Genomic DNA, 13756 nt, shown 5'->3' with positions numbered 1-13756 from the left:
CAGGCGCGTAATGCGCCTTTGTTGTTTATTAAGTATTGCTAACGTCGCCTTAACCGTGAATATGGTTAGCTAAAAACAAGGTTAATACATAGCCCAAGCTGTAGCATAACAACAACGCAGGAACGTATTTTAAATAACTCACAAAAGTCAGTTCTTCTACTTTGCTCATGGCAATAATGCCTGACGCTGAACCGATAATTAATAATGAACCACCCACACCCACAGCATAGGTTAAGCCTAACCATTGCACTGTGGTTAACACTGGGTCTGCTTTTAATAACGCAGCCGTGAGTGGTACGTTATCTAATAATGCTGAGCCAACACCGGTGAAGAAGTTAGAAATACTTGGGTTATACATACCGTATACGTCGGTTAATAAGTTAAGCGTACCAATTTCTTTCAGCATGCCGACCAATAATAAAATCCCTAGGAAGAACAGTAAGGTATCAAATTCAACCTGGCGTATGTATTCGAGTACCTGTACTTCCTCGCTGTTACTCTTGTCTGTACGGCCAACTAAGAACATGACCGACAAACCAAATAAGAACGTCAGCACAGGTGGAACTCCAAACAGTACGTTAAGTGCCATGGTTAAAATAATCGTGGCAAAGAAGATTATCCCTATCACGATATCAACCGTATTGTATCTTTGTTCAATTGGCGTGGTGCTCACATGGCCCTCAGCTTTGAGTGAAAACAGCACTGCTAACAAGCCAACACTTATCCCTGCAGGAATGAACAACACCAGTAGCTCAGAGATATGCACTTTTCCGGCTAAGAAAATCATTAATGTGGTGACATCGCCAGTAATCAACGCAACACCACCTGAGTTCACCGCAAAAATAATCAATACCGCCATGCGGCGACGCATTTGATTGTCGAGGTTAAAGGTAGTTAGCAGGCCTAAAGACACCAAGGTTGCGGTGACGTTGTCACAAAATGTTGATAACACTAAAGCGAACAAACCAACTTGCAGCATTAACATGCGAACAGAGACTTGCTGCGGAAATATTTTTTGCACTAAAACCTGGATCATGCCTTTAGCGTTTAAATAAGCGACAAAGGTCATAGTCGACATTAAAAATAGCCATAATGTGGCAATCTCTAATAAGTTTTCATTCAGTTCTTCGCCAACCAGTTTACTGTTTTCAGGACTGCCAGAGGCAATAAACAAGGTTATCCAGGCGATACAGCCAAGGAATAAAGTGGTTTTTGCTTTGTTAATGTGAGTAACTTCTTCGAGCACGATACTGAGCAGTGCGAGCACCGCAAGAGAGATAAGAAAAGTATGTAGCATGACTGCAATTCCAACTTTGTGTTGTAGGTCATTAGGCGCTGTTGATCGTTCAAGCTTATTTCAAAAGCCCTAACATTATTACCGAGAATTTATGCTCACTTAACCCAACCTCATTTTAAGGTTCAATTAAGTTTTCTATTTGCGGCGCGATCACATCACACAAATGGATATTTCGCAACAGAGATCACAATTGTTTGCGCCAAAATAGACCAAAGTCGAGCAAGGTTTGAGCACCAAGAGGGGGGGAAGTCGTAGATGGGTGGGTTTATACCAATAAAAAAGGATAACCAACTAAGTTGATTATCCTTTTTCTAACAGGCTGAGCGCTTACTTCATTGCAGCAAAAACACGGTCAACAGCAGCGAGAGTGTAGTCAATTTCTTCATCGCCATGGGCCATTGATAAGAAGCCGGCTTCATATGCGCTTGGCGCTAAGTACACGCCTTCATCTAACATTGCATGGTAGAAGTGACGGAAATGCTCCATGTTGCACTTGGTTACTTGAGTAAATGAAGTCATTGGTGCTTTGTCTTCAGTAAAGAAGAAACCAAACATACCACCCACACAAGTGATGCTTAATGGAATACCATGTTTGTCCGCTGCAGCTTTAAAGCCTTCTGCAACGCGTTTGGTTTTGGCCGCAAGTGCTTCATATAAACCAGGCTCACATAAGGCATCCATTTGCGCTAAACCTGCGGTCATTGCAATTGGGTTACCTGATAGGGTACCAGCTTGATAAACTGGGCCTGTAGGTGCAATAAATTGCATCACTTCTTTACGGCCACCAAATGCACCCACTGGCATGCCGCCGCCAATCACTTTACCTAGAGTGGTTAAGTCAGGTGTAACGCCGTAATGGCCTTGTGCACCGCTCATTGATACACGGAAACCTGTCATGACTTCATCGATAATTAATAACGCACCGAACTCATCACAAATGGCACGTAAACCCTGTAAAAAGCCTTCTACAGGTGGAATGCAATTCATGTTGCCGGCCACAGGCTCAAGGATGATACAAGCGATATCGTCTGGGTGCTGCTCGAAAATAGCACGCACAGAATCAAGGTCGTTATAGGTTGCTGTTAACGTGTGCTTAGCAAAGTCTTCTGGAATACCAGGTGAGCTTGGCTGACCAAGGGTTAATGCACCAGAACCGGCTTTAACTAATAAGCAGTCAGCATGGCCGTGGTAACAACCTTCAAACTTTAAAATGTTGTCGCGGTTAGTAAATCCACGGGCTAAACGGATGGCACTCATGGTGGCTTCAGTACCTGAACTCACCATACGAACCTGTTCCATTGATGGCACCATTGAAATCACTTTTTCAGCCATTTTGACTTCAAGCTCAGTTGGTGCACCAAATGACAAACCATTTTCAACGGCTTCTAAAACCGCTTGACGAATTTTAGGATGGTTATGGCCTAAAATCATCGGTCCCCATGAACCAACATAGTCGATATATTTTTTACCGTCGGCATCGAAAATATAAGCGCCATCGGCTTTTTCGATAAATAACGGTGAACCACCAACACCATTAAAGGCACGAACAGGTGAGTTAACGCCACCTGGAATGGTTTGTTTAGCCTGTTCAAATAAGACTTCGGAGCGGGTCATGTCTAATCCTTAATTTTGTATGCCAATTATCTATCGGCTTTACGTGAATACCAGTTTACTGGGCACTCATACTTTTCGAGTTGGTTTTCAACTCCAAGTGTTAATGCAAAAAGTGCCATACGGATAAGTAAGCCGTTGTCGGCTTGTCTAAAAATAGCCAAACTTGGATGGCTGTTTAAATCATTGTCGAGCTCGTTTGCTTGGGCGCGCGAGTCTCGTGGTAACGGGTGCATGATCACGGTATTTGATTTGCAATGCTGCGTGTAAATATTGTGATTTAAGCGAAACTTGCCGCGATACTTGTTGGCTTCTTCTTGTGACGGAAAACGCTCTTCTTGAATGCGGGTTAGGTACAATATATCTGCCTGATGCAAATTACCTTCAAGTTGTTCTGTTATTGTGATCTTATGCCCAGCATTTTCAATGTCGGCGATCACATAGTCAGGCATTGCTAGCTCACTGGGTGAAATCAATGTGAACTTAATGTCTTTATGCATACAAAGTAAGCGCGATAAAGAATGCACTGTGCGGCCATATTTTAAATCACCTACCATCGCAATGTGCATACCATCGATGCTCATACCTGCGTGGCTAAGCTCTTTTTTGATGGTAAATAAATCAAGTAATGCCTGCGTCGGGTGCTCATTGGGGCCGTCGCCACCGTTAATCACTGGCACGCGGCTACCTTCGGCAAACTCTTTTACTGAGTAAGCATCGGGATGACGCATGGCGATAACATCTGAGTAGGTCGATAGCACTCGGGCTGTGTCGTATAAAGACTCACCTTTTGATAATGACGATGACGCCATTCCTGTGGTTTCACGTACATGGCCACCAAGCAAGTTAAAAGCACAGCCAAAACTAACACGTGTACGGGTGCTAGGCTCAAAAAACAGATTGCCTAAAATCGCGCCATCTAACACATTGGTGCGTTTTTCGCGCAAAGCGTAGGGGGTCATTTTACTGGCAACATTAAAAATAGTGTTAATTGAATCCAGATCTAACTGGTTTACGGAAAGGATATGTGAACCTTCGAACTGCATCATCAGCCTGATTTCCAAAGTGTAGGGTAAAATATTCACCAGAACAGCATGCTATTTCACCGATATTTTTATAGGGTATTTTGTGGTTTTATTACTATATGGCTGAGGCAAAATTGTAGCAGAAAATAAACAACAGATAAATATGCCCTACAAGATTCACTTGCTTTGAAATAGAACAACCTAGTGAGAGTAATGTCTCCATCATCAAGGGGTAAATTATTGGTCTCTCATCAATAAAATGATTAAATTTGTCCTGAGCGGATCTCTTGTAATAAGTTAGCCCAGCTTATCACCCCAACGACTTTTTGATGGTTAGGGCTATTGGGACTTAATCGATAAATATACACTTCACCTGAGCGTTTAGCGACCAGCGCTTCATAGGCTTCGTTTAATGTAGCGCTGTCCGGTAGTCCAGGCATTGGGTGACGTGACAAGGTGGTTGAGTCTTCAAATGACTGCATCTCAAGGCTTAACATTTCTATTTGGCCTTCACTATTCCGCACTAAAACCGGCCGGCCCTCAGCCCGCTTTAGTACTTCAAGCAGCAGTTCATCGTCATCGTTTACAATCACAAAGCGCCGGTCCATTAACACCCTAACGCCTTTATTTTGTAAGCCCTGGTTTAATGGGGCAACTTTATAGCCTAAGCCCATAATATCTAATTGCTTTAAGAAGATAGAATTGGTGTTAAAGCCCTGGTATGCAATCAAATAGGCCGGAATGGTCACAAACATTGCCGGTAAAATAATCGACGCATCATTGGTTAACTCTAGCAGTGCCACTAAGGCCGCTAAGGGGGCACTTAAACACACCCCCATCATGGCTGTCATGCCGATAACCGTATACAAACCAACATATGGGGCAATTGATGGAAACAGTAAACTGCTGATGATAGCCAAAATGGCGCCGACCAAAGCCCCAATTCCGTACAAGGGGCCAATGAGTCCGCCCGGTATACCAAAACCAATAGCGGCAATTGTTGCAAGCATTTTTGCGAGCAATAATCCGATTAGAAACAGCAAACTTGGGTGCTCGCTAATGGCTTCGTGAATCGCAAAGTCACCCGAGCCTAAAGCTTGCGGCATCACCAGGCCAATCGAAGTGGTAATCACTGCAGCAATCAATAAGCGGTAAATTAACGGCCAGTTTTGCCCTTTAGCGGTGACATTTAACAGCGAAAAATTAAATAATGCAGCGACGCAACCCAGTACCACACCGCCAATAAGCAAAATAGGGTAATGGTCGAGTGGGATACGGATAACATTGATAAGTTCGTATTCGTGAATGTTACCAAACACTAACTGGCTCGACACGGCGCCACAAATGGCCGACAACATAATGGGGAAGAAATAATGGATTTTATATTCGCGAACGATCACTTCAAACACGAACAGTACCGCAGCAAGTGGCGCGTTAAAGATGGCGGCTATTCCTGCGGCTATTCCGCTAGCGCACATAATACGTACGCTGTTGTCTGGTAGGCTGAATTTTTCTGCCATTACGCTGGCGCTAACGGCCCCTAGATGAATGGCGGGGCCTTCTTTACCGACCGAAAAGTTAGTCATTAAGGCGATTAATGCTTGTGAGAATTGCCCTGGAGCTGATTGTAGAGGTACTTTACCGTAATGTAGTTTAAAGCGGTGTAGTACATAGGCTATGCCCATACGGCGATAACGTTTTGAACCGAGTAACGATAATAACCAAATCAAGGCCGCGCCAATTAAAGGCAGGTAACTTCGCCAGTCGGTTAATGTAGAACTAATGGTATTAGTGTCAGAAAGCAGATATTGTTCGGCCCATAATAAAATCAGTCGAAATGCAATAATGACCAAAGAGGCAATGATTGCAAACAGCAGCGCCAGCGCACAAAGTTGCACACTAATTTTGGCTTGAGATAATTTATCTCTAAATTCGTTATGCAGATATTTGCGCGCAGCTCTTTTGGCGTGAATAATAGCGACTTTGTTTATTTTAAATTGCACTGTTTGGCTCTAGGCTCATTGGCATTTGTATTTTTAAAGGGTTGTTACCTAATGTTAAATTATCACCGTTGGTTAGACAGACTGCAAGTTTTACAGCATAAAAACCGGACGTCGAGCAAATACTTAATTAGCTTAATGTTAGTCTCTTTTTTGTTAGGCGCGTTAAGTTATAATTTGTGGTTATCGTTTGCGCCAGAAACCACCACCAATAGTGCCAGTGGCAAGCGTAAATTATTACAGCAACTTGATGAACAAGCACAAGTGTTGGCCAGCCGTAATTTGGCATTAAGTATTGCAGAAAATGCCAACAAAGAAATGCAGGACATGTTTAGCCGCCAACTAATAGACCAAAAAGCACTGGAAAAAGAACTGGCATTTTATCGCAGTGTCATGGTGACCGATGCCGACGTTGAAGGTGTGGCGATTAACGCTGTTGAATTATCACAAGGGATGACTGCAGAGCAGTTTACGCTGCGCATAGTGTTAACCCAGTTACAAAAACGCAAAGCAAAAGTCAAAGCGCAAGCCGAAGTGATGTTAATTGGAGTGCAAAATGGTCAAACAAAAGAGTTGTCATTAGATAAATTACTTAACAAAAAGTTAGACTTTGAATTTAGTTATTTTCAAATCATGGACAGTGATATTGTTCTGCCTGACGGGTTTAGCTTGCAAAGAATTGCCGTTAAGGTGAAGGTGAAAGCCAGTCGTGGAGTAAAGGGCGGCGAGATCGAACAAGTGTATAATGTACCTGAGCTATTAATGGGCGAAAAAGAACTGCGGGTAATACTTGAACAAAATAGTCAGGTAAAGGATAATTCTCAGTAGAAACCGAAGTAAGAGGTAGTAATGACTGAACAAACTGATGCAGCAATGCCGATCCAATTTACCGATGCTGCAGCGACTAAGGTAAAAGGGCTGTTAGAAGAAGAACAGAATCCTGAATTAAAACTGCGAGTATATGTTACTGGCGGCGGTTGCTCTGGGTTTCAGTATGGCTTTACGTTCGATGAAAAAGTCAACGAAGGTGACTTCACTATTGAAAAACAAGGCGTACAGCTTGTGGTTGATCCTATGAGCCTGCAATACCTAGTAGGTGGCGAAGTGGATTATACTTCTGGCCTTGAGGGTTCTCGTTTTTTTGTTAAAAACCCTAATGCAACAACAACCTGTGGTTGTGGAGCAAGTTTCTCGGTGTAATTGTTTTTTATAACGAGCCAATAAAAAAGCCGTCTAGCGACGGCTTTTTTGTACCTATTTAACCTCAGCGCTTAAATGTTAACTGGCAATAATATTGAAGTTAACTCGCGGCTTAAACCAGGCTTTAACCTTGCCATTAAAGCTTATCCACACTTGCAGCATGCCCAAAGCGATAAAAACACTATAGATAAGCCACTCGGGCACCACGCTTTGAAACAAACCAAAGTCCATAGTGGTAGGGCCGCTATCTAGGTTTTCTGGGTCATACATGATGATTGGCATCATGCTGTATAGCACCAATTGCAGCAGACTAAAAGTGCGTAATAAATAAAGCGCCGCTTTTTGTCTACCCACAATACCTAGCACTAACATCAGCGTTAATATGCATAGCATTGCACTGAGTTCAGCCATTGATTGAGCTAACATTAAGCCCGTCACAGAGGCAATGACATAAACCAGCATTAACGCAATCAACCGCTTAGGCAAATGAGGTTTTACGGCATCTGGCGCATTGTCTGGTTGTGGTATTTCTTGAGTCATTATTGTGTACTCATTGGGTACACATTAATGTTTAGCTTGTGACTTTGGTGTTAAGCGCTCATTCACTTCATAAGGCGGTACAACGACGCCTAAATCTTCTTGCACAGGGAAAACCGCAATAAACAAGTCGTCATCTTCCATGCCGCTAACCCAGCGCTCTTGAAATTCAGATAACGGAATGGCCAATGGCTCGCACTCTTTCCATTCATCAACAGCCCAAAGTGCAGCGGTTTCTTCTGATGGCCACATCGGAATGCAATCTTCATCTTCGGTGGTCAACATGACGCAGCCATCTTGATCTTGCAGGGTCCAAATGGTTTTTTCGGCTTTAATTTGCTCAACCATGTAATCGTAACGACCTTCAGGAGTTAGATTCATTAGTTCTGATACACTTTTGGCTTTGTTGCTCATATTGACTCTCATTATTTAGTAAAGGCTTTGCCAACCCAAAGAGCTGCGCAAATTTGCGGTCATCATAACATTGAGGCCCGCTTTGAAAAAGTTATCTTGCTTTAAAACGTCCACCTAATACAGCTTGGCGCGATGCCCCCGTTACCGCGGGTAAGTTAGCTGGCAGGTCATGATGATGACGCATTGCCAACCAAGCAAAGGCGATGCCTTCTACCCATTTAGCATCAACACCCAGTCTTCCAGTGGTATCGACCTTGTAACCCGCGACTAATGGCGTCAAACGACGGACTAATTCGCTATTTAGTGCGCCACCACCGCAAATAAACAACTCGCCAGTGTCCGACAATTTATTGATGTCGTTGGCAATGCTATGGCAGGTTAGGTCGAGTAACGTCGACTGAATGTCTTCCTGATCTAGGTGGCTATAGTCGGCAAGTTGTTGTTCAAGCCATGCCTGGTTAAACAGCTCTCTGCCAGTACTTTTAGGGGCGGCTAGGGCAAAATAAGAATGGGACAATAGCTGTTCAAGAAACGCTGGATTGGTTTTACCTGATGCAGCCCATGCGCCGTCTTCGTCAAAGGGTTGCCCAAGACTTTGATTGACAAAATAATCAATTAAGGTATTGCCTGGGCCGGTATCAAAGCCAAGCACATCATCACTGTTGCCCGGTAAATAGGTAATATTAGCAATTCCGCCAATGTTTAAAATCACTCGGGTCTGTCCCGGCTTGGCAAATACTTGCTGATGAAACGCTGGTACTAATGGCGCGCCTTGGCCACCGAGGGCAACATCTTTACGTCTAAAGTCGGCAATGACATCGATGTTGGTTTCAACAGCGATGGTATTGGGGTCACCAATTTGCAGGGTAAAGCCGATTTCTAAATTAGGCATGTGGCGCACAGTTTGGCCGTGAGAGCCTATGGCAATGATTTGTTCTGCGCTGACATCCGTTTTTGCGAGTAAATTATTCACGGCTTGGGCAAATAATTTTCCGACACTGCGGTCAAGGCGACCTAAGCGGTTTATTTCATCATCGGTTGCGGCTTGACATAATCGCTGTAAACCTTTTAACAAATGGCTCGGAATGGCTTCGGTATGGCCGGCAATCAATTTAGGCTGCTCAGCTGTAAAATCAACTAACACGGCATCGACACCGTCCATACTGGTGCCCGACATCAGGCCGATAAAATATTCTGGCTTAGACATGAAATGCTCTCTGTTCTGAAGTCGCGAGCTGGCAAGCGAACTAATTGCTTGCTAATTGCTGCTGTTGATTTGATTTTAATTGTGCCATTAACTGTTTGCTTAACGTCGTAAATTTGCCTTTCTCATTACGGTTAATTGGCATTGATTTAGGCAGGTCTATGGTGCGAGGGTTGCGATGAACCCCATTAACGATAAATTCATAATGTAAATGAGCACCGGTAACGCGGCCTGTTTTGCCTAAGGTACCAATAATTTGGCCTTGTTTTACGCTGTCGCCACGTTTTACTTTACGCTTAGTTAAGTGCAAATATTTAGTAGTGTAGGTATCATTGTGTTTAATGAATACATAGTTACCATTGTATTGATTGTAACTTGACTCAATGACTCTCCCTTTGCCGGCAGCTTTAATTGGCGTGCCGATAGCGGCAACATAATCTACGCCTCGGTGGGCTTTAACTTGACCGGTTACAGGGTGTAAGCGGCGTGGATTAAAGTTAGAGCTAACATATTTAAAATCGACCGGTGAGCGTAAAAAAGCCTTACGCATACTGTCACCGTTTTCAGAGTAATATTCGCCATCGGTATAACGTACCGCAGTATAGCGCTCACCCTGGTTAATAAACTCGGCAGCTAAAATTTTGCCGTTACGTAAAAACTGGCCGTCGGCGTATTCTTGATCAAACAGTAATGAGAAATTATCACCTTTGCGGATATCTAGGGCAAAGTCGACGTCCCAGCCAAAAATATTGGCCAGTTCCATAATATGATTCCCCGACAAACCTGCGTCTGCCGCGGCGTTCCAAAAGTTGCTTTTAATGGTGGCGGTAATAAATGAGGTGCGGCTTTCAACTTTTTTGGTATTAACCACTTCTTTATAGTTATTGTTATTATGGCTAATCACCAAGGTTGATACCTTGTCCATGCGATAGCTCAGCTCTTTTAACTCACCTAAATCATTTTTGCTGATGGCAATTTCTTCGCCTGGCATAATTTTAAGTAAGTTCTTTTTCGCTAAAGGGAGTTGGGTGATGTCATACACATCTTTAGCGCTTAACCCAGCACGACTAAAAAGCCCACCTAAGGTGTCGCCTTTTACGACCTCATAATACTCAATAGTATAATCATCGTTGCCTGCTTGCTGTTTTAGCTGAGCTTTTTGTTGAGCGATTTGCTCGTCAAGTTCACTAATAACGCCATCTACACCGTTAGGGCGAGTTTGTAACGAGGCTAAATGTTTGGCGAATGCTTCATCGTCAGCAGTGGCCTGACTGTTGTCATTTGAGCCAGTTTGCAGCGATTGAGTCGAGTCATCAAAAATATTGTCAGCGGGCGCTTCAGTGCTGTTATCTGCGCCTGGGGCTGATGGCGTTCTAAAAGCCAATGGCACGGCATAACGCGTGTTGGTTTCGATGGTCTTTTGAGCGTTGGATTTATCGACTAAACCGGTTTGTTTAGAGGCTTGCGCGTCTTCCGATGGAAACATCAGAATAATCGCGGTCAACATCACTAATAAAGACAGTGTGATTTGATGTGCTTTTGGCAACAATGTGAATAATGTAAGAAGCTTTGCCATTGACTCAGGTACCAATTTCTCTCTCGCGTTATTATATGCTAAGTGTACACTCTTTCATTTGCCGTGGCTAACAAGTAACATAGGCCTCTTTATTTTTTGTGCAAGCCCTAGGAGTTGCAGTAGCGATGGCGAATTTAGATCAAGTATTGGCAGAAATTAAGCGTGGTACCGACGAGATATTACTTGAAGCGGATTTGCTTGAGAAGCTCAAAGAAGGGCGTCCATTACGCATCAAATTAGGTGCAGATCCTACCGCTCCAGATATTCATTTAGGCCATACCGTTATTTTAAACAAAATGCGTACCTTTCAAGAGTTAGGTCATGAAGTGATTTTCTTGATTGGTGACTTTACCGGTATGGTAGGCGATCCAAGTGGTAAAAACAGTACTCGTCCTCCATTAACTCGTGAACAAGTGCTTGCTAACGCCGAAACCTACAAAGAGCAGGTTTATAAAATTTTAGACCCGGCTAAAACTCGTATCGAATTTAATTCTAGCTGGTTAGAGCCATTAGGCGCCGCTGGGATGATCCGTTTAGCATCACAACAAACCGTTGCCCGTATGATGGAACGTGACGACTTTAAAAAGCGTTATGCATCAGGCCAAGCGATTGCGATCCACGAGTTTATGTATCCATTGTTGCAAGGTTATGATTCAGTTGCGTTAGAAGCAGACGTTGAATTAGGCGGTACAGACCAAAAATTCAATTTATTGATGGGGCGTGAGCTGCAAAAGGCAGAAGGGCAAAAGCCACAAACCGTGATTATGATGCCATTGCTTGAAGGGTTAGACGGCGTTAAGAAAATGTCTAAGTCGGCGCACAACTATATTGGCGTGAGTGAGCCTGCTAACGAAATGTTTGGCAAAATCATGTCGATTTCAGATGACCTCATGTGGCGCTACCTTGAGCTATTGTCGTTCCGTCCACTTGAAGAGCTTGCCCAGTTTAAGTTAGACGTTGAAAATGGCACGAACCCACGCGACATTAAGATTTTATTAGCCAAAGAAATCATTGCGCGCTTCCACGATGAAACACAAGCACAAGCCGCTCATCAAGCCTTTATTGATCGTTTCCAAAAAGGTGCTATCCCAGATGATATTGAAGAAGTGGTATTAGAAGCAGGCGATGGCTTAGCGATTGCTAACTTACTTAAAAATGCAGGCCTTGTGGGCTCAACATCTGACGGTATGCGGATGATTAAGCAAGGCGCAGTGAAGATGGATGGCGAAAAAGTGGAAGACAGCCGTCAAAGCTTTAATGCTGGCCTAGATGCAGTATTCCAGGTAGGCAAGCGTAAGTTTGCTAAAGTGATTTTGAAGTAACTCTTGTTAGTCACCCATAAAAACGGCTTTATAAGCCGTTTTTTTATGCCTGAAGTTTATACCTATTATCTACTGCGACTCAAGTTGGTCTGACATGGTTTGGTAATCCATCAGATCCATTTGTTCAACTAAACGTTGAGTATTATTATCAAATTTTAGCGTGGTCACTCCCGGAACCGCAAGGTCAATGACTTTGCCGGGTTTTCCGTACTGGTCGCCAGGGCCTCGTAAACGGTAGCTGCCAATAATCACGACTAACGAGCCGGTATTAAACATATGTTCTATGTTTAAGCGGTATTCGAGTACGCCCTCATGAGCCCGTTGTAAAAAACCAATAATTTGGCGACCGCCGGTATAAGTGGTATTGGCAGTTTTGTCGTAAAAAACGGTTTCGCGAGAATAAAAACGTCGCAGCGCAGAATAGTCGTGATCAGTTAATGCTTCCATGTACTTCATGGCCAATTGCTGCTCTTTTGGCATGTCGCCTATATTGGCATGGGCTGAAAAACTAAATACTAAACAACACAGTAACAAGATTATTCGCACATTAAATTCTCTTTGTTTTTAAGTCAAAAGCCGGTAATGATAAATGCCAGCGGATAGCGCTTAAGCGGATGATTAACGTGCTTATCATCGCAATAAACATCGATGTAATGGTGTCCATTCCGACAACTAAGCTTAAGGTATAACAGATCCCACCAACGATGGAAGCAGTAGCGTAAATTTCTGTTCGTAATACCATAGGAACCTGGCGACACAGTAAATCACGAATAATCCCACCACCGACACCGGTAATTAACCCCATAACCACGGCTATCATGCCTGATAATCCCATTAACAACGCTTTTTCGGCGCCAATAACGGTAAACAAGGCTAATCCCAGAGCATCAGCCACGGGTAATGTGATTGCGGGTAACTTATGGGGTTTACGCACCAAGACTAAACACGCTAATACCGTTGCTAAAATAACGATGATGTAATTAGGGTCGCGGATCCAAAATACCGGTGTTGCGCCGATTAATGCATCACGAATACTGCCTCCGCCAATGGCGGTAACTGAGGCCAGTACAATGACTCCAAACGGATCCATGCGATGTTTCCCCGCGGCAAGTGCGCCAGAAAGGGCAAACACTGCGGTACCACATAAATCGAAAATGTAGATCCATTGACTCATTTACTTAACTCTTTGAGGTGAATGTTGAGCGCATCAACTGAGATGCGAATTTCAATCACCGATAAAATCAATGAGTACAGTAATAACAGTAAGCTAAGGCCAAACACAATTGAACCAGTTTGGTTAAAACCGGTGTAAATCAAAATCATACAAAACACACACATGGCAAAACTGCTGACACCCGCTTCTTGCATTTTGCGAATGATAATAATCCGTTGGCGCAAGTTTTTAATTTGTTCATCTTGTACCGGTTTGTCATTACTGCTGAGGTTACGAATGAGTGCTGCAAGAGAGAAAAAACGGTTAGTGTAAGCCAGCAATAATAAAGAAATAGCCGGAAACAATAGTGCCGGAGTGGTTAATGAGACATGTAAGTTATTGAGTAACATGGTATTC

At 43.4% G+C, this 13756-nt stretch carries 14 protein-coding genes; 3 read left to right on the top strand and 11 right to left on the bottom strand.

The genetic code is table 11. The features are described 5' to 3' along the window. Nucleotides 1-49: 49 nt before the first annotated feature. The 4 genes from nhaD to IEY48_RS02410 form a co-directional block, all read right to left on the bottom strand. Nucleotides 50-1297 carry a sodium:proton antiporter NhaD gene (gene nhaD, locus IEY48_RS02425; RefSeq protein ID WP_188916883.1) on the bottom strand — a complete coding sequence of 416 codons (1248 nt, stop codon included), beginning with the start codon at nt 1295-1297 and terminating at the stop codon, nt 50-52. Nucleotides 1298-1624: 327 nt separating this feature from the next. Beyond that, nucleotides 1625-2911: a glutamate-1-semialdehyde 2,1-aminomutase gene (hemL, locus tag IEY48_RS02420; RefSeq protein WP_188916881.1), complete on the bottom strand. Its 1287-nt coding sequence runs from the start codon at nt 2909-2911 to the stop codon at nt 1625-1627. A gap of 26 nt (nt 2912-2937) precedes the next feature. Beyond that, nucleotides 2938-3957: an aspartate carbamoyltransferase gene (locus IEY48_RS02415; RefSeq protein ID WP_188916879.1), complete on the bottom strand. Its 1020-nt coding sequence runs from the start codon at nt 3955-3957 to the stop codon at nt 2938-2940. Nucleotides 3958-4196: 239 nt separating this feature from the next. Beyond that, nucleotides 4197-5936, bottom strand: coding sequence for a chloride channel protein (locus IEY48_RS02410; RefSeq protein ID WP_188916877.1), 1740 nt, complete (start codon nt 5934-5936; stop codon nt 4197-4199). A 51-nt stretch (nt 5937-5987) separates the two neighbouring features. Between IEY48_RS02410 and IEY48_RS02405 the strand changes: the two genes are divergently transcribed. After that, on the top strand, nt 5988-6761 hold the full coding sequence (locus IEY48_RS02405) for a DUF6776 family protein (RefSeq protein WP_188916875.1): 774 nt from the start codon (nt 5988-5990) through the stop codon (nt 6759-6761). Nucleotides 6762-6782: 21 nt separating this feature from the next. Next, nucleotides 6783-7133 carry an iron-sulfur cluster insertion protein ErpA gene (gene erpA, locus IEY48_RS02400; RefSeq protein ID WP_055024237.1) on the top strand — a complete coding sequence of 117 codons (351 nt, stop codon included), beginning with the start codon at nt 6783-6785 and terminating at the stop codon, nt 7131-7133. 78 nt (nt 7134-7211) lie between these two features. Here the strand turns inward: erpA and IEY48_RS02395 are convergent, their stop codons facing one another. The 4 genes from IEY48_RS02395 to IEY48_RS02380 all read right to left on the bottom strand — a co-directional run bounded on the left by IEY48_RS02395 (nt 7212) and on the right by IEY48_RS02380 (nt 10864). Next, nucleotides 7212-7673 (bottom strand): hypothetical protein, encoded by a 462-nt coding sequence (locus IEY48_RS02395; RefSeq protein ID WP_188916873.1) that lies wholly within the window; start codon nt 7671-7673, stop codon nt 7212-7214. A gap of 24 nt (nt 7674-7697) precedes the next feature. Continuing rightward, nucleotides 7698-8084, bottom strand: coding sequence for a DUF2750 domain-containing protein (locus IEY48_RS02390; RefSeq protein WP_188916871.1), 387 nt, complete (start codon nt 8082-8084; stop codon nt 7698-7700). 91 nt (nt 8085-8175) lie between these two features. Beyond that, complete coding sequence (locus IEY48_RS02385) at nt 8176-9291, bottom strand: anhydro-N-acetylmuramic acid kinase (protein WP_188916870.1); 1116 nt, start codon at nt 9289-9291, stop codon at nt 8176-8178. A 40-nt stretch (nt 9292-9331) separates the two neighbouring features. Then, entirely contained in the window at nt 9332-10864 is a 1533-nt protein-coding gene (locus IEY48_RS02380) for a peptidoglycan DD-metalloendopeptidase family protein (RefSeq protein ID WP_188916868.1), read from the bottom strand. A gap of 125 nt (nt 10865-10989) precedes the next feature. On the opposite strand from IEY48_RS02380, the gene tyrS reads away from it, so the two are divergent. Then, a complete protein-coding gene (gene tyrS / locus IEY48_RS02375) occupies nt 10990-12186 on the top strand; it encodes a tyrosine--tRNA ligase (protein WP_188916865.1) in 1197 nt (398 codons plus the stop codon). Nucleotides 12187-12255: 69 nt separating this feature from the next. Here the strand turns inward: tyrS and IEY48_RS02370 are convergent, their stop codons facing one another. The 3 genes from IEY48_RS02370 to IEY48_RS02360 are packed head-to-tail and all read right to left on the bottom strand — an operon-like array spanning nt 12256 to nt 13749. Further along, nucleotides 12256-12732, bottom strand: a complete 477-nt coding sequence (locus IEY48_RS02370; RefSeq protein WP_188916863.1) for a nuclear transport factor 2 family protein — start codon at nt 12730-12732, stop codon at nt 12256-12258. A gap of 1 nt (nt 12733) precedes the next feature. Beyond that, entirely contained in the window at nt 12734-13360 is a 627-nt protein-coding gene (locus tag IEY48_RS02365) for a trimeric intracellular cation channel family protein (protein ID WP_188916861.1), read from the bottom strand. Further along, nucleotides 13357-13749: a DUF2721 domain-containing protein gene (locus IEY48_RS02360; RefSeq protein ID WP_188916859.1), complete on the bottom strand. Its 393-nt coding sequence runs from the start codon at nt 13747-13749 to the stop codon at nt 13357-13359. The genes IEY48_RS02365 and IEY48_RS02360 overlap by 4 nt, the downstream gene beginning before the upstream one ends. Nucleotides 13750-13756: the final 7 nt, after the last annotated feature.

This window comes from Shewanella saliphila (assembly GCF_014648295.1).
Lineage (GTDB): Bacteria > Pseudomonadota > Gammaproteobacteria > Enterobacterales > Shewanellaceae > Shewanella > Shewanella saliphila.
Note: the sequence above shows the minus strand (reverse complement) of the source record. Positions and strands in the feature narration are given on the sequence as shown.